The following is a 17,784-nucleotide window of genomic DNA, read 5'->3' as shown; positions in this document are numbered from 1 at the left end:
TTAGATCATTAATAACACAAGGGGGATAGTGTCACTAACTCTCTAAAAAATTGCAATTGAATTAACAACTACAAATGGTTTTTCAAAGTACGTTGTCACCAGAAACTTCCTCAAAACTACTTTTCAAGGTCGTTAAACGTTTCTGATAAATTGGAGCTTTTGTTGCACTCATTGCAACAGAGTTTAACTTACCGGATATTTCATTTTTAAATGCTTCCAATTCTTCAACCGAAACCATTTCTTTAATAGATTCAACCAATTTAGTCAAATTCATTACACCTGCAAATTTATCAACAATCACATTTCCAATTTCAATAGCCTGATTTCGGCTAAGATCTTTGTTAATTTGATCGACTCCAATACATTCAAGAGCTTGATTTAATCCGATAACTGTTTCTAGTTTCTCAGATTTTGTTAATTTTGATAACAGATTTGTTGTATTCATATTCCGTTTCAAGATTATTTTATTGAATCATTCTCCTGATTTGATGATTCAAATGTAACTCATAAATTGAGTTTACGAAAATCGTTTTTTGACACAAACTACGAAGTTCAAGCAAAATGAAAACTAAAACCGATACTGTTTACCAAGTAGTTAACTCACACATCCTGTACAATGCCTAAGCAACAAATAGACCCTCTGTTTCAATTGATTAAATCGATTTCGAAATCTGAAAAGCGAAATTTTAAGTTGTATGCGAATAGAATTAGCAGCGAAAAGGAAACTAAATTCTTACAACTCTTCGATGTTTTGGACAAAATGGATGAATACCATGAGGCCATTATTTTAAAAAAAGCAAAAGATATTAAACAATCTCAGCTTCCGAATTTAAAAGCCCACTTGTACAAGCAATTACTTACAAGTTTAAGATTAACTCAGATCAATCATGATATCAGCATCAGTATTCGTGAGCAAATTGATCATGCGAAAGTCCTGTATAACAAAGGATTGTATCAGCAAAGCTTAAGAATACTTGATAAAACAAAAGCATTGGCTTGGAAAAACAAGAAGAATATTCTGATATTTGAAATCGTACAATTCGAGAAGTTAATAGAATCACAATACGTTACTAAAAGTATTGAAAACAGAGCTGAGGAAATTACCAAGGAAGCAACCGAAATAAGTAAGATAATGGATGGGGTGGTATTTTTCTCGAACATGTCGATTCGACTTTATGGTTTATATCTTAAAGTAGGATATGTGCGAAATGAGAAAGATCTATTGATGGTGAAAGAATTTTTCAACACCAATCTGTATCCATATGATATTCAAACTTTAAGTTTCTTCGAAAAATTGTACCTGTTTCAATCCTACGTTTGGTACTATTTGATCGTTCAGGATTTCTTAATGTGCTACAAGTATGCACAAAAATGGGTTGACCTCTTCCAAACCAATCCAGAAATGATTCACATCCATACTGATTTGTATCTGAAAGGACTTAACAACGTATTGGTAGCTCTGTTCTATACGAATCATGTAACTAAATTTAAAACGAATCTGCACTTATTGCGAAAATTGGAGAATGAAGAGCAATTCAATCACAATTCGAATTTAAATATACTTTTACATATGTTTCTGTACATGCATAGAATAAACAGGCATTTTATGGATGGAACATTTAATAAAGGAATACATTTAATTCCAAAGATTGAAAGTTTTCTTGAAGAGAATAAATTTGGAATGGACAATCACCGCGCTTTGGTTTTCTACTATAAAATTGCTTGTTTGTACTTCGGCAATGGTCAATACAAGGAGGCAATTAAATATTTGAATCGGATTTCCGACGTAAGAGACACCACGCTTCGTGGTGACATTCACTGCTTTGGCAGAATACTAAATCTGATTAGCCACTACGAGTTGGAGAATACAGAACTCTTGGAATACCAAATTCGGTCGACCTATCGCTTTCTGGCTAAAATGGAAGATTTACAGGAAGTGCAAAAATACATCCTCCGTTTCCTAAGAAAACTAAGCTCGATTAGTCCGGATCAATTAAAAGATGAATTGAAAAAATCGAGAGTTGATTTGCAAAAATGGGTTAATGATCCATTTGAAAAGAGAGCATTTCTATATCTGGATATTATTTCATGGCTGGATTCAAAAATTGAAAATCGACCAGTACAAGAAGTCATTATGGAAAAAATTGAAAAGAGTAAAAGATAAGTAGATCATACGATCCCCTTTTTTCTATTTTTTTTTAAAACGGATAACTCTTGTTGAAAAAAATCCCTCGGATCAACAAGCTTCCCGTCTCTTTTAAGCTCAAAAGGTAAATGAGGACCGGTAGCCCTCCCTAATGCCTCTATCGTTCCGGCAAGATCTCTTTTCAATATCTTCTTACCTTCTTTCTCTAAGTAAGAATCAGTTTCTAAATACTAAAATTGTAAAAATTAAAAAAGGCGGCCACTTGGCCGCCTTTTTAAAAATATGATATGATTATTTTACATCATTCCAGGCATTCCTCCGCCCATTCCGCCACCCATTGGCATAGCAGGAGCTTCTTCCTTAATATCAATTAAAACACATTCGGTAGTTAAGAACATTCCAGCAATTGAAGCTGCATTTTCAAGAGCTACACGAGCAACTTTAGCAGGATCAATTACACCTGTTTCGAATAAATTCTGATATTCTCCAACACGAGCATTGTAACCGAAATCGCCTTTGCCGGCTCTCACCTTATCAACCACTACAGCACCTTCGCCACCAGCATTAAGAACAATCTGACGCAATGGCTCTTCAATGGCACGCTTTATAATTTCGATACCTGTTGTTTCGTCTTCGTTATCACCTTTAAGGTTTTCCAAAGCAGAAATTGCTCGAATGTACGCTACACCACCTCCAGGAACAATTCCTTCTTCAACAGCCGCACGAGTAGCACTCAATGCATCGTCTACACGATCTTTTTTCTCTTTCATCTCAACTTCAGAAGCAGCACCAACATAAAGTACAGCTACACCACCAGCCAATTTGGCTAATCTTTCCTGAAGTTTTTCTTTGTCGTAATCAGAAGTTGAATTCTCGATTAAAGTTTTGATTTGAGAAACACGGCCAAGGATACCCTCTTTTTCTCCATTACCATTTACAATAGTTGTAGTTTCTTTATCAATGGTAATTTTTTCTGATTGACCAAGCATCTCTATAGTTACTTGATCCAATTTCATTCCCTTTTCTTCAGAAATAACAACCCCGCCAGTAAGAATCGCAATATCTTCCAACATTTCTTTTCTTCTGTCACCAAAGCCCGGAGCTTTAACAGCCGCAACTTTTAATGAACCTCTTAAACGATTCACAACCAAAGTAGCTAATGCTTCGCCATCTATGTCTTCAGCAATAATCATCAGCGGACGACCTGTCTGAGCAACTGGTTCAAGAACCGGCATCAAATCTTTCATTGTAGAAATTTTCTTATCGTACAATAAGATATATGGATTCTCAAGATCAGCTTCCATTTTTTCAGGATCAGTAATGAAATACGGAGAGATGTATCCTCTGTCAAACTGCATCCCTTCAACCACTTTCACGTAAGTTTCTGTTCCTTTTGCTTCTTCGACCGTAATAACACCTTCTTTTTTCACTTTTTCCATCGCCTGAGCAATCAGTGCACCAATAGTCTCATCATTATTTGCAGCGATTTTAGCAACTTGCTTAATCTTATCGAAGTTATCCCCAACAGCCTGAGCTTGCTCTCTAATGTTAGCAACAACAGCGGCAACAGCAATATCAATACCGCGTTTTAAATCCATTGGATTAGCACCTGCAGTTACATTTTTCAATCCAACATTTACGATAGATTGTGCTAAAACAGTAGCAGTGGTAGTTCCGTCACCAGCATCATCACCAGTTTTCGAAGCCACTTCCTTAACCATCTGAGCTCCCATATTTGCTCCGGAATCAGCCAATTCGATTTCCTTTGCAACAGTAACACCATCTTTAGTAATCTGAGGAGCACCAAACTTGCGATCAATAACAACATTTCTACCACTAGGTCCTAAAGTTACTTTTACTGCATTTGCCAACTCATCAACACCTTTTTTTAAAAGGTCACGAGCTTCTATATTAAATTTTATTTCTTTAGCCATATCTTACTTAATTTTGAAATTTCGTGTAGTTAATTATGCAATATACAAAACATCTAACTGAGACATTAAAAGATAATCATCCCCATCAATCACCAATTCTGTTCCTGAATATTTGCCATAAAAAACCGTATCACCGATTTTTAATTCCATGGGCTCATCTTTTTTATCAGAACCCACCAATACAACTTTACCTTGCATTGGTTTCTCTTTTGCAGCATCCGGAATAATGATACCACTTGCAGTTTTTTCTTCAGCTTCTATAGCTTCAACCAAAATTTTACCAGCAAGAATTCTACCTTTTAAGTCTGCCATTTTCAAAATATTTAAAGTTATTAATTTACAAAGTACCATTTCTTATCTTCACAATCCATGCCAAAGGGAATTCATTGACATTATTTCCGAGATCCGACTCAATTTTCAAATTATCAATAAAAAATGAATAACACAGTTGGCAATATCTCATTAAAGACTACATAAATACACTAACGAATAGATAGATGACCACATACAAAAAAATGTCAGTATGATATGACATACTGACATTTTTTTTATATCAAAGATATTTTTCTTTTCTTATTTTGCTGTATCCTTTTCTGTAGAAGGAGCTTCTGTTGGGAAAGCAGGAACCTCAGGAGCCGTTTCAGTTTCCTGCAACTGCTGCTCAATTTGTGATTTCTGACCTTCTACTTCACCACGATTAATAGTCCCTGCTGCTGCAAGACATAGAAATAATAAACTTCCTGCTAAAAACCAAGTTGCTTTCTCAAGAAAATCAGTTGTTTTCTTAACTCCCATGATTTGGTTCGAGGATGAAAAATTAGACGCTAATCCACCTCCTTTTGAGTTCTGCACTAATACAATTAACACTAAAAGCGCACAAACAATAAGGGTCAATACAATTACAAAGGTATACATACTTATCTATTTACTGTTTTTTAATTTTTTTATTCTTTCAATCTGACCCGCAAAGTAAAGGTTTTTTTCGGGATTTTTCAACACTAATTTGTCATAAACCGCAATCGCTTTATCAAATAGTTTCTGTTTCACGTATATAGTGGCCAAAGTTTCACTAATAAAGCCATCTTTATCCTCTAAACTCCCCAATGAAATATCTTCTTGTTTCTCAACAACTTTAATACTTCTATTGATTCTTGGTTCATTTTGAATGAAATTATCAATAAGATTATTTCCTTTTTTCACTTTTCCCTTTTCAGGATTCAAATTATCATCTATTTCCTCAGACTTAGTATTCGTATCAACTACAGTCATCCAATCAGTAAAAGTATGATTTTCCCTTTTGTCTGATAACTCTTCCTCTTTTTTAGGTTCATCTGTCAAAGTGTACAAATTGCCTCCAAAACCTATATGATAAACTTCCGTTGCTGCTACCAACAATTCTGAGTCGCTCAATGCCTCTTTAATTTCCTCTTGCTCTGCAGACTCCTCTTTCTTATCTTCAGCATCTGCAAACTCTAGTATTTCATCATTCGCGGCTTGTACAACCTCAAGTTTATCAGTACTTCTATCTTCCTGAGAAAAATCCGAATTTACAAGTTCTGACTCATCAAATAAATCAATCAATTCATCTGATTCTGCATGTGCTATTTCAGACACAAGCTGTTTTTCCTCTGCAGGAAGGTCAGTAATTTTCTCTACTTCTTTTACTTGAACATCATCTAGTTTCTCCTGTAAAACCGACTCTGGCTTTTCCGATACAGCAACTATCTTTTCTGAGCTTTCCGATCTGGATTGAATCTTAATCTGATCTTGTATCAATAAAAATAAATGACGCCGATCTGGAATGTACAAAGCCGAATTTCTCAATTCTTCCTTAAACCGAATACTCTGATTATCATGCAAGTTTTTTAACAAGAGCAAATGAGCTGTCTGGAAATAAGGATATTGGTCAATCAGGCTTTTTAATTCCCGATGACTGTCTCGATCCATTTTACCAGAATTTCTTATCCAATCTTGTAATAAACTTCCATCCATTTTTTACCAGTTTACAACGGCTGCGTTATATATATCATCAATAATGTCTTCTAAAATTTCTTCCACCAAACCTTCTTCCACATCACTCAACTGCTGGGTACTATCAAAATCTCTAAAAGCTGTAAAACTCTTGTCAAAATCATTATCCGGTTCTAATTCATTTATAAACCGTACTTTTATTGTTACTGTTAAGCGATTGGTTGCAGATATATCATTTGCAGTAACATCCAAAGCTTGGGTTCTATATCCGGTTATTTCACCCTCAAAGTTCAAATGACCTTCTCCATCCACTATCTCATCCAAGGCAGTTTGCCCACGAAATTTCTCTTTTAGTGCTTCTGTAAACTGATTACTCAAATTGGGATTAACCAAAAGTGCCCTATTAGGGAAAAATTGAACGGAAAAAGTTTTCACATCATCTGAAAGTGTTCCTCCTGTAAATGAATAGGAAACCTTACATGCCGTTACCACAAAGGTTACGCAAAAACTTAAAAACAAGACTTTAATTAAATTCATATATTGAGAATAAAAATAACAATAAATTGTGAATATTAGTTGATATCGTATTCTTTGATTTTACGATACAAAGTACGCTCGGATATTCCTAAATCCTGTGCTGCATACTTACGCTTTCCATTGTGCTTATCCAAGGCCTTCCGGATCAATTCAACCTCCTTATCTTCAAGTGATAAAGATTCTTCTACAAATTCCTCAGTATCTTGAATTTTCGAATCTTTAGGAGAAGAAACATTGGGAGTTGCTTGCGGTGAAGCTTGATGGTGAAAAACATCCATTTCCTGATCCTCATATAATTTCCGAATCAGCTTCGCATTATCCTTTTGTAAAGAAGATGAGTCACCACTGGTTTGCATGAGCTCAAACACCAATTTTTTCAAATCAGTCATGTCCCGTTTCATATCAAAAAGAACCTTATATAGAATTTCCCGTTCCGATGAAAATGCCTGATCCTTTTTAGAGGTATCTGTATAAATAGCTGGCAGCATCTGCTCATCATTCAGAGGAAGATATCCCTTAAGTATATCAGCTCCAATTTGCCTTTCTTTTTCAATAATGGAAACCTGCTCTGTTATATTTTTTAACTGTCGAATATTCCCTGGCCAACGGTAAGATCTAAGGAGCTGTTGAGCACCAGAATCAAGTCGTAAAGGTGGCATTCTATATTTCTCAGCAAAATCCTGTGCAAATTTTCTAAAGAGCAAATAAATATCCTCTTGTCGTTCCCGTAAAGGAGGCATGGTAATGGGTACAGTATTCAAACGGTAATACAAATCCTCACGAAACCTACCTTCTTTTACCGCTTTTGGTATTTTTATATTTGTTGCCGCAACGACTCTAACATCCGATTTTAAAACCTTTGATGAACCAACCTTAATAAATTCTCCGGTTTCTAAAACACGTAACAATCTAACTTGCGTTGATAAGGGGAGTTCTCCTACCTCGTCCAAAAAAATAGTTCCGTTATTAGCAACCTCAAAATATCCTTTTCGATCGGACAAAGCTCCTGTGAATGCACCTTTTTCGTGCCCAAATAATTCCGAATCAATTGTTCCTTCAGGAATAGCACCGCAATTCACAGCAATATAAGGAGAATGTTTTCTTGAACTAAACTGGTGTATTATTTGGGGAAAGACTTCTTTTCCTGTCCCACTCTCTCCAGATATTAAAACCGATAAATCAGTAGGAGCGACTTGAATAGCAATATCAAGTGATCTATTTAAAGAATATGTATTCCCGATAATCGAAAAACGATGCTTTACTGTTTGTATATCCATCAAAAAAAAATCTAATTTGCTTGTTACCTAAGTGCAAAACATGAAATTTTATCATGCTACCTGACAAAATTACTACTTTTTAGATTTAGTAGGCTATTCTGCCTAATTATTATCATTAAAGATTGTTAATTTTAAGTATCCTTTCAATAAAAATTCCGTAAAAACCCAAGTAAGTGTACAGTTTTAAAACATAAAGACCGATGTCAATCAATCTCAAAAACCTCAAAGAATCAAATGAATTCTTAAATATTTTATTCGATAATATTACATCAGCCTTATTTATTTTGGATAAGAATGCGCGTGTTGAGAATATGAATGAATCTTTTTCACTGCTCTTTCAAAAACGGGAAGAAACCATTATTGGAAATTTATGCGGCAATGCTTTAGGTTGTAAGTTCGCCGTTGAAGAAAATGCATTGTGCGGAGAAACTTCTCATTGCCTAAATTGCATCCTCAAAAAAGACATTTTACAAACCATGTCTGAAAAAGTCCCTACTAACAAAAGAAAACTATCCAGAGATTTCTATTCTGACATACAAAAACAAACCAAACATTTTTTGTATTCAACAAGGTATATTCAATACTATGGCAAAGAGTACATTTTAGTAATTGTTGATGATCATACTGAATTGGAATCACATAAGAAAAAGCTTGAAGAGCAAAACAATACACTACAGATTCTTAACGAACAAAAATCAAAATTTTTAGGAATTGCGGCTCACGATCTTAGAAATCCGATTGGAGCTATTCAGTCCTTTTCTACTTTAATTCTAGATTCTTATAATGATTTCTCTGATGACGATAAAATTGAATTTCTACAATTAATTAAAGATAGTAGTCAATTTTCATTAAATCTAATTAATGAATTATTAGATATTTCAAAAATTGAATTGGGAAAACTTGAATTGGATAAACAGGAGCAAGACATTAAAACCCTTGTAATAAATACAATAAAAATCAACCAGATATTCGCGAAGAAAAAGAATATTAAAATCAATTTCCGTTCAAATGATGCTATAGGTTTAATTTCCATTGATAAAAATAAGATAGAGCAAGTTTTGCACAATCTATTAAGCAACGCAATTAAATATTCCAATCCTCAAACGACAGTTTCTGTAAGCATTATTAAAAATATGTCCACTATAAAAATTTCGGTGAGTGATGAAGGCGTAGGCATTCCGGAAGAAGAAGTGAAAAAATTATTTACAGAATTTGGAACAACCAGTGCTAAAACAACAGCAAACGAAACCAGTACTGGTTTAGGATTAGCCATAGCTAAGAAAATTGTGACTTGTCATGGTGGTGAAATAATCGCGACTAGCAAATTGGGAGAAGGTTCTGAATTTTTGTTTACTTTGCCTTTAAATTAATAAGCGCAAAAGAAAACAAAAATGAAATTCTTAGGAGTTATACCAGCACGATACGCATCCACAAGGTTCCCAGGTAAACCTTTAGCCGATATTAACGGCAAACCAATGATTCAAAAAGTATACGAACAAGCTCTTAAAGCGCTTGAGCATGTTTATGTAGCCACCGATGATAAAAGGATTGAAGAAGCTGTAAAAAGCTTCGGAGGAAAGGTAATCATGACCTCTCCAAATCATCAAAGTGGTACCGATCGTATTGCTGAAGCTGCTAAATTGATCACTCAAAAATTAACGATTGATTTCGATGTGGTGATTAATATTCAAGGTGATGAGCCTTTTATTCAACCAGAACAAATTAATTCATTAAAATCGTGTTTTAACAATCCATCTACAGAAATTGCCACATTAATAAAGAAAATTACCAATTCTGATGAGATTTTTGATCCCAATAAAGTAAAGGTAGTAACCGCTAAAGATAATCGCGCCTTGTATTTCAGCCGGTCACCAATTCCTTTTGTACGAGCTGAAAATCAGGAGAAGTGGATAAATAAAAACTCATTCTTTAAACATATTGGAATGTATGCCTATCGATTCGATACTTTAATGAGGATCACTCAACTAGAGCAAGGTGATTTAGAATTATCAGAATCTTTAGAACAATTGCGTTGGCTCGAGAATGGGTACTGGATACAAACCGAAATAACAGAACATGAATCAATAGGTATAGACACTCCTGAAGATTTAATGAGAGTAAAGGAAATGGGACTTTTATAGTCCTTTTTTATGCTTTAACTTTTCCTTAAGACTTATTAAGGAGACATTAACTAACTACAAACCTTGCTCTTTGTATATTTGAATTGTATCTTCAGATAGCAATAGAAACAATTCAGTGAGCAGAAAAATAATCACCAGTTTAATAATCCGAATGTCAATTTCATTGATTGGAATTATTGGCGTTCAAATTCTATGGATTAAAAACGCTATTCAAATTAAGAAGCAGTCTTTCGACTCAAATTTCAATAAAGTCTTACACAAGATTGTTACGAATCTTGAAAAAGAAGAGTCTGTTTTTCTAATCGATGAAGGTCTTTATTCAATTGATAGTACAAAATTAGGGAATATTGAAATTCATGAGATCAAGGAATTTATTGATAAAAAAATCATCATATTCAAATTAAGACCACCAAAAAACTAACTGGAAATCAACATTCTGTAATTAATTCAGATACACAAGTTATTGTATCTGGTACTAACGCAAAAACTCAAAGAATTAAATTTTGGCATCCCCAAAACAAGCTTGACTCTTCAATTAATGTTGACATACAGGTTACTACCAACGATACAATAATCAGATCCCGAAAAAAATAAAAACAAATTGAAGATGTTTTTGAAAAGGTTACCTATGAATTCAAAAGATATAACCATCATGGATCGTATTAATGAGAAGGACTTGCCCAACGAAATTAATACAGATTTCAACTATGCCATCGTGGATGATAAAAACGAATAAAGCTGTCATATCATCGGACTCCAACTTAAATTTCCAATTAATACTCTTTCACACGCTTGCTAAATATACACCCATTAAATATTACAAGATCTTAATGCACGACTCACTCATTATTAAGAATTGCGTCATTATCCTAAGACACTTTAGTGCACAAAAAAAGAGTCTTACTCCTAGTTGGAATAAGACTCTTTAAAAGTTGGCGTCGACCTACTCTCCCACCAGTCGGCAGTACCATCGGCGCAATCGGGCTTAACTTCTCTGTTCGGAATGGGAAGAGGTGGAACCCCGATGCAATAGACACCTAAAATCATTAATCTATATTGGACCATAGCCCTCAAGATAATATCATAGACATATCGAAAAATTAAAGCAAAAATAACATTGAAAAGATTCAATGATGAACCCCGCACTCAGAAGTATTAGGGTAATTAGTATTGCTCGGCTTTGGTGTCACCACCTTTACACCTGCAACCTATCAACGTCGTAGTCTCCAACGACCCTTAAAGGAAATCTCATCTTGAGGTAGGCTTCGTGCTTAGATGCTTTCAGCACTTATCCCTTCCGAACGTAGCTACTCTGCAATGCAGCTGGCGCCACAACAGATGCACTAGAGGTTCGTCCAACCCGGTCCTCTCGTACTAGAGTCAGATCCTCTCAAATTTCCAACGCCCACAACAGATAGGGACCGAACTGTCTCACGACGTTCTGAACCCAGCTCGCGTGCCACTTTAATGGGCGAACAGCCCAACCCTTGGGACCTTCTCCAGCCCCAGGATGTGACGAGCCGACATCGAGGTGCCAAACCGCTCCGTCGATATGAGCTCTTGGGAGCGATCAGCCTGTTATCCCCGGCGTACCTTTTATCCTTTGAGCGATGGCCCTTCCATACGGAACCACCGGATCACTATGCTCTACTTTCGTACCTGATCGACTTGTCTGTCTCACAGTCAAGCACCCTTGTGCCATTGCACTCTACACACGATTACCAAACGTGTTGAGGGTACCTTTAGAAGCCTCCGTTACTCTTTTGGAGGCGACCACCCCAGTCAAACTACCCACCACACACTGTCCGTCGTTAGACGTTAGACTCCAGATAAGCAAAGGGACGTATTTCAAGGTTGACTCCACAACCCCTAGCGAGGCCGCTTCGTAGTCTCCGTCCTATCCTACACATTACTTACCCAAAATCAATGTGAAGCTGCAGTAAAGGTGCACGGGGTCTTTCCGTCCCGTTGCGGGTAATCGGCATCTTCACCGATACTACAATTTCACCGAGCTCATGGCTGAGACAGTGCCCAGATCGTTACACCATTCGTGCAGGTCGGAACTTACCCGACAAGGAATTTCGCTACCTTAGGACCGTTATAGTTACGGCCGCCGTTTACTGGGGCTTCATTTCAATGCTTCGCCGAAACTAACATCTCCACTTAACCTTCCAGCACCGGGCAGGTGTCAGGCCTTATACTTCAACTTTCGTTTTTGCAAAGCCATGTGTTTTTGATAAACAGTCGCCTGGGCCATTTCACTGCGGCTCTCATCGCTGAGAGCGTCCTTTCTCCCGAAGTTACAGGACTATTTTGCCGAGTTCCTTAGCCATGAATCACTCGAGCGCCTTAGTATACTCTACTTGACTACCTGTGTCGGTTTGAGGTACGAGCAGCACCAACCTGAAGCTTAGAGGTTTTTCTTGGAAGTAAAATTAGGCACACTATCTGCGCTGCCGTAGCATTGCAGTACTATCGACTTTCAGCTCAAGATGCGGATTTGCCTACATCTCTCATCACGTACGGTCTTCAACGAACTATTCCGTCAGTTCGCGGTGCTTTCATCTCTTCGTCACCCCATCGCAGTTGGCGCCGGTACAGGAATATTAACCTGTTGTCCATCGAGTTCGCCCTTCGGCTACCCCTTAGGTCCCGACTAACCCTGATCCGATTAGCGTTGATCAGGAAACCTTAGTCTATTGGCGTGCGGGTTTCTCACCCGCATTATCGTTACTTATGCCTACATTTGCTTTTCTAGAAGCTCCACAATGCATTACCACACTGCTTCTGCGCCGCTAGAATGCTCCCCTACCAGTTAGAATAAATTCTAAATCCATAGCTTCGGTAGTATGTTTTATGCCCGATTATCATCCATGCAAGATCGCTCGACTAGTGAGCTGTTACGCACTCTTTAAATGAATGGCTGCTTCCAAGCCAACATCCTAGCTGTCAATGCAATCTCACCTCGTTAGTTCAACTTAACATACATTTGGGGACCTTAGCTGATGGTCTGGGTTCTTTCCCTCTCGTCCATGGACCTTAGCACCCATGGGCTCACTGCCAGATATAAGTTATAGCATTCGGAGTTTGTCTGGATTTGATAGGCGGTGAAGCCCTCGCATCCAATCAGTAGCTCTACCTCTATAACTCTCGACTCTGACGCTGCACCTAAATGCATTTCGGGGAGTACGAGCTATTTCTCAGTTTGATTGGCCTTTCACCCCTACCCACAGTTCATCCCAAGACTTTTCAACGTCAACGGGTTGGGCCCTCCACTCTGGATTAACAGAGCTTCAGCCTGACCATGGGTAGATCACCAAGTTTCGCGTCTACCCCCACTAACTTTACGCCCTATTCAGACTCGCTTTCGCTTCGACTACGCACCTGAAGTGCTTAATCTCGCTAGTGAGGAGTAACTCGTAGGCTCATTATGCAAAAGGCACGCCGTCACACCCTAAAGTGCTCCGACCGCTTGTAAGCGTATGGTTTCAGGTACTATTTCACTCCTCTATTCGAGGTGCTTTTCACCTTTCCCTCACGGTACTTGTTCACTATCGGTCTCTCAGGAGTATTTAGCCTTACCGGATGGTCCCGGCAGATTCACACAGAATTTCTCGTGTTCCGCGCTACTCAGGATACTGCTAGATTCATTTTGCTTTCGTGTACGGGATTATCACCCTCTGTGATTTGTCTTTCCAAACAATTCCACTTCACGCCACTTCTCATATCGCAGTCCTACAACCCCTACATTGCCGAAACAATATAGGTTTGGGCTGATCCCCGTTCGATCGCCACTACTAGGGGAATCACTTTTGTTTTCTTCTCCTCCGGGTACTTAGATGTTTCAGTTCTCCGGGTTTGCTTCCCTTGCGGGATATCTATAAATAGATGGGTTGCCCCATTCGGAAATTCACGGGTCAAAGGTTATTTGCACCTCTCCATGACTTATCGCAGCTTATCACGTCCTTCATCGCCTCTGAGAGCCAAGGCATCCGCCATACGCTCTTAATTACTTCTTATTGTGTTAACAAAAATAAATCTCGTTACCGAAATTCATCTATGTCTCTTTACTTGTTACTTCTACTTTAATTTTGTTTCAATATGTCAAAGAACTTTAAATACACCATAGTATTTGTGTGGAGAATATCGGAGTCGAACCGATGACCTCCTGCGTGCAAGGCAGGCGCTCTAGCCAACTGAGCTAATCCCCCATATCGTTTCACTTCAATTAATAATGAATAATTAACAATTAATAATAAAATATTACCAATTATTAATTTATAATTACCAATTAAATAGTAGTCCTGCGCAGATTTGAACTGCGGACCCCTACATTATCAGTGTAGTGCTCTAACCAACTGAGCTACAGGACTAAATACCTATCAGCTTAGCGGTGAAAACACCCTAACGCTATGGGTTATGGTATAAATAAATTAATGAAAACAGTCAGTTAGGAAATACAGATAAAACCATTATCTGAATTACAATATCTATATACAATACTTCCAATCTCTAGAAAGGAGGTGTTCCAGCCACACCTTCCGGTACGGCTACCTTGTTACGACTTAGCCCCAGTTACCAATTTTACCCTAGGACGCTCCTTGCGGTTACGTACTTCAGGTCCCCTCGGCTTCCATGGCTTGACGGGCGGTGTGTACAAGGCCCGGGAACGTATTCACCGTAGCGTTGCTGATCTACGATTACTAGCGAATCCAACTTCACGGAGTCGAGTTGCAGACTCCGATCCGAACTGAGACCAGCTTTAGAGATTAGCATCCAGTCACCTGGTAGCAGCCCTTTGTACTGGCCATTGTAACACGTGTGTAGCCCTGGACGTAAGGGCCGTGCTGATTTGACGTCATCCCCACCTTCCTCTCACCTTACGGTGGCAGTCTCGCTAGAGTCCTCAGCTTAACCTGTTAGCAACTAACGATAGGGGTTGCGCTCGTTATGGGACTTAACCCGACACCTCACGGCACGAGCTGACGACAACCATGCAGCACCTTGTAAATTGCTCCGAAGAGAAGACCTATTTCTAAGCCGGTCAATCTACATTTAAGTCCAGGTAAGGTTCCTCGCGTATCATCGAATTAAACCACATGTTCCTCCGCTTGTGCGGGCCCCCGTCAATTCCTTTGAGTTTCATTCTTGCGAACGTACTCCCCAGGTGGATTACTTAATGCTTTCGCTCAGTCACGCACGGTGTATTGTGCACAACGAGTAATCATCGTTTACGGCGTGGACTACCAGGGTATCTAATCCTGTTCGCTCCCCACGCTTTCGTCCATCAGCGTCAATGTTAGTTTAGTGAGCTGCCTTCGCAATCGGTGTTCTACGTTATATCTATGCATTTCACCGCTACATAACGTATTCCGCCCACCTCAACTAAATTCAAGACTTTCAGTATCAATGGCAGTTCCAGAGTTGAGCTCTGGGATTTCACCACTGACTTAAAAGCCCGCCTACGGACCCTTTAAACCCAATAAATCCGGATAACGCTTGGATCCTCCGTATTACCGCGGCTGCTGGCACGGAGTTAGCCGATCCTTATTCTTACAGTACCTTCAGTTCACTACACGTAGCAAAGTTTATTCCTGTAAAAAAGCAGTTTACAACCCATAGGGCCGTCATCCTGCACGCGACATGGCTGGTTCAGGCTTGCGCCCATTGACCAATATTCCTCACTGCTGCCTCCCGTAGGAGTCTGGTCCGTGTCTCAGTACCAGTGTGGGGGACTATCCTCTCAGACCCCCTAAGCATCATAGTCTTGGTGAGCCGTTACCTCACCAACAAACTAATGCTACGCATGCCCATCTTTTACCTCCGAAGATTTAATATTTAAACCATGCGATTCAAATATATTATGCGGTATTAATCCAAATTTCTTTGGGCTATTCCCCAGTAAAAGGTAGGTTGCATACGCGTTACTCACCCGTGCGCCGGTCTCTAAGTAGCAAGCTACTTATACCCCTCGACTTGCATGTGTTAGGCCTGTCGCTAGCGTTCATCCTGAGCCAGGATCAAACTCTTCGTTGTAAAAAAACTTTTATTATAATTCTGCTCATGGATGTATTGAAGTTATCGTAATTTTTATTGACAAGGTTTTATTCTTGTATTTACCTAACTTGTTGTTTTCAATATTTTCAAAGAACTTGGGCGATCACTTTCTGCCGAAACATAGGCGATCTGTTCTAAATAATCTTCTTATAAAAGACAGTCGTTACTGTCTCCAAAAGCGAGTGCAAATATAGACAATTAAATTCTACAACTGCAAATCTTTTTTTACTTTTATTTTCAAGCTAATTTCACTCTCAAACCCTTTGTTTCCTAGTGGCTCAGTGAGTTCGTTAACTCTTAAAGCGGGTGCAAAGATAATCGATTTAAATCAACATATCCTAATCCCAAAGCAAAAAAATTTCAAAAAAAATAAAATTGGAAGTTTAGTAGGTGTATACAATCATAAAAAGATTCCTACGACCACCCTACCACTGCCTATAAAATACTACTAAACAACCATTTTATAAATCCACTCTCCGTTGAAAGTGGATGCAAATATACTAGAAGAACGTCCACACTTCCAAACGTTTTGTAAAAAAAAATAAAACAAAAAGTCAAAACGCTGATTTACAGCAATAAAAAAAATCACAACAAGCTTATGATTTCATTTTATAATATCAGCAATGCAAAAATACTCTTATATACCCTTTATTAATAGTTGCTTTAAATTGAAAACTTGCTCCTTATTTCCAAGAACAAATAGATGAAAACATTTATCTAGAACTATTTCAGGAGATGGATTATACACATACGACCCACCTTCATCTTTCAAGCCTATTATATTAGCCCCTGATTTATCTCTTACATTTAACTCACGAATGGATTTACCAACAAAGCAATTCGCTAGGCTTTTACAACTAACTTCTTCTAATTTGACTCCCTTTGTAGATTGGAGTAAAATATTATCCAAAAATTCAACAATATCCGGTTGCGCAACTAGTTTTGCCATTTGCTGACCTCCTAACCGATCGGGCATAATTACATTATTAGCCCCTGCTCTTTTTAATTTATTATCGGATTGACTCATCTCTGATCGAGAAATAATCTTAATTGTCGAATTCATTTCTCGAGCAGTAAGCACAACATATACATTCTCCGCATCATTTGGGATAGCAGTTATCAATGCTTTTGCAGAGGATATATTCGCCATATTCAACACGTCCTCTTGAGTCGCATCACCCTGTACAAACAAAAGTTCAGGAATCAAACGAATTCTATCGATAGAGCTTTCTACAGAATCAACAACAACAACTTTCTCTCCATGTGCAATTAATTCAATGCACGCCTGCTTCCCATTTCTTCCAAAACCACAGACAATAACGTGTCCACTTAACTTTTCTATACTTCTCACAATCCTATAGTCTTTTAAATTTCTACGAAAAACTCCATCTAATATAAATCGCGTTACTGCGGAAGCTAAATAACCAAATATTCCAAAACTGACAAAAATTAGAAATATCGTAAAAAGCTTCCCGGCATCTGTCATTGGATGCACTTCGGTAAATCCGACCGTTGTGATTGTAATCACAGTCATATACAAGGCATCAATAAAAGAGTAGGCATTATTCAAAAACATGTAGCCAACTGTACCAAGCATGATTGCCAATATAAGAAATGACATTGCGATACTTAATGTACGCATGTTTTCCTCCCAAATTTTCTGTTTATTCATTCCTGCAATATTAAAATCTAATATAATCATTAAAGCCTTACATACACGA

General features: G+C 38.0%; 12 protein-coding genes, 2 tRNA genes and 3 rRNA genes. 4 read left to right on the top strand and 13 right to left on the bottom strand.

Going from position 1 to position 17,784, the window contains the following annotated elements; genetic code table 11:
• Positions 1-82: 82 nt before the first annotated feature.
• On the bottom strand, positions 83-445 hold the full coding sequence (locus tag ALGA_RS11195) for a hypothetical protein (RefSeq protein ID WP_096429381.1): 363 nt from the start codon (positions 443-445) through the stop codon (positions 83-85).
• A gap of 171 nt (positions 446-616) precedes the next feature.
• On the opposite strand from ALGA_RS11195, the gene ALGA_RS11190 reads away from it, so the two are divergent.
• A complete protein-coding gene (locus tag ALGA_RS11190; RefSeq protein WP_096429380.1) occupies positions 617-2,164 on the top strand; it encodes a hypothetical protein in 1,548 nt (515 codons plus the stop codon).
• A 278-nt stretch (positions 2,165-2,442) separates the two neighbouring features.
• Here the strand turns inward: ALGA_RS11190 and groL are convergent, their stop codons facing one another.
• The 6 genes from groL to ALGA_RS11160 form a co-directional block, all read right to left on the bottom strand.
• Entirely contained in the window at positions 2,443-4,080 is a 1,638-nt protein-coding gene (groL, locus tag ALGA_RS11185; RefSeq protein WP_096429379.1) for a chaperonin GroEL, read from the bottom strand.
• A 33-nt stretch (positions 4,081-4,113) separates the two neighbouring features.
• Positions 4,114-4,392, bottom strand: a complete 279-nt coding sequence (locus ALGA_RS11180; protein ID WP_096429378.1) for a co-chaperone GroES — start codon at positions 4,390-4,392, stop codon at positions 4,114-4,116.
• A gap of 261 nt (positions 4,393-4,653) precedes the next feature.
• A complete protein-coding gene (gene secG, locus ALGA_RS11175) occupies positions 4,654-4,995 on the bottom strand; it encodes a preprotein translocase subunit SecG (RefSeq protein WP_096429377.1) in 342 nt (113 codons plus the stop codon).
• A 6-nt stretch (positions 4,996-5,001) separates the two neighbouring features.
• Complete coding sequence (locus ALGA_RS11170; RefSeq protein ID WP_096429376.1) at positions 5,002-6,072, bottom strand: hypothetical protein; 1,071 nt, start codon at positions 6,070-6,072, stop codon at positions 5,002-5,004.
• A 3-nt stretch (positions 6,073-6,075) separates the two neighbouring features.
• Positions 6,076-6,588, bottom strand: a complete 513-nt coding sequence (locus ALGA_RS11165) for an LptE family protein (protein WP_096429375.1) — start codon at positions 6,586-6,588, stop codon at positions 6,076-6,078.
• A 35-nt stretch (positions 6,589-6,623) separates the two neighbouring features.
• Entirely contained in the window at positions 6,624-7,868 is a 1,245-nt protein-coding gene (locus ALGA_RS11160) for a sigma-54 interaction domain-containing protein (protein WP_096429374.1), read from the bottom strand.
• A gap of 197 nt (positions 7,869-8,065) precedes the next feature.
• Between ALGA_RS11160 and ALGA_RS11155 the strand changes: the two genes are divergently transcribed.
• The 3 genes from ALGA_RS11155 (at position 8,066) to ALGA_RS11145 (ending at position 10,427) form a co-directional block, all read left to right on the top strand.
• A complete protein-coding gene (locus ALGA_RS11155; RefSeq protein WP_096429373.1) occupies positions 8,066-9,235 on the top strand; it encodes a sensor histidine kinase in 1,170 nt (389 codons plus the stop codon).
• 21 nt (positions 9,236-9,256) lie between these two features.
• On the top strand, positions 9,257-10,006 hold the full coding sequence (kdsB, locus tag ALGA_RS11150) for a 3-deoxy-manno-octulosonate cytidylyltransferase (RefSeq protein ID WP_096429372.1): 750 nt from the start codon (positions 9,257-9,259) through the stop codon (positions 10,004-10,006).
• A 151-nt stretch (positions 10,007-10,157) separates the two neighbouring features.
• On the top strand, positions 10,158-10,427 hold the full coding sequence (locus ALGA_RS11145; RefSeq protein ID WP_096429371.1) for a hypothetical protein: 270 nt from the start codon (positions 10,158-10,160) through the stop codon (positions 10,425-10,427).
• 509 nt (positions 10,428-10,936) lie between these two features.
• Here ALGA_RS11145 and rrf read toward each other — a convergent pair.
• The 6 genes from rrf to ALGA_RS11115 all read right to left on the bottom strand — a co-directional run bounded on the left by rrf (position 10,937) and on the right by ALGA_RS11115 (position 17,735).
• Positions 10,937-11,047: ribosomal RNA gene (gene rrf / locus ALGA_RS11140) — 5S ribosomal RNA — on the bottom strand.
• A gap of 103 nt (positions 11,048-11,150) precedes the next feature.
• A 23S ribosomal RNA gene (locus tag ALGA_RS11135) occupies positions 11,151-14,025 on the bottom strand.
• A gap of 118 nt (positions 14,026-14,143) precedes the next feature.
• Positions 14,144-14,217, bottom strand: a tRNA-Ala gene (locus ALGA_RS11130).
• An 88-nt stretch (positions 14,218-14,305) separates the two neighbouring features.
• Positions 14,306-14,379, bottom strand: a tRNA-Ile gene (locus ALGA_RS11125).
• Between the two features lie 143 nt (positions 14,380-14,522).
• Positions 14,523-16,042: ribosomal RNA gene (locus ALGA_RS11120) — 16S ribosomal RNA — on the bottom strand.
• Together the 16S, 23S and 5S rRNA genes with 2 tRNA genes alongside form the textbook arrangement of a ribosomal RNA operon.
• A gap of 658 nt (positions 16,043-16,700) precedes the next feature.
• Positions 16,701-17,735: a potassium channel family protein gene (locus tag ALGA_RS11115; protein WP_162845433.1), complete on the bottom strand. Its 1,035-nt coding sequence runs from the start codon at positions 17,733-17,735 to the stop codon at positions 16,701-16,703.
• Between the last annotated feature and the right edge of the window lie 49 nt (positions 17,736-17,784).

The organism is Labilibaculum antarcticum (assembly GCF_002356295.1).
GTDB classification, from domain to species: domain Bacteria; phylum Bacteroidota; class Bacteroidia; order Bacteroidales; family Marinifilaceae; genus Labilibaculum; species Labilibaculum antarcticum.
The sequence above is the reverse complement of the archived record's forward strand: the minus strand, read 5'-3'. Positions and strand labels throughout refer to the sequence as shown.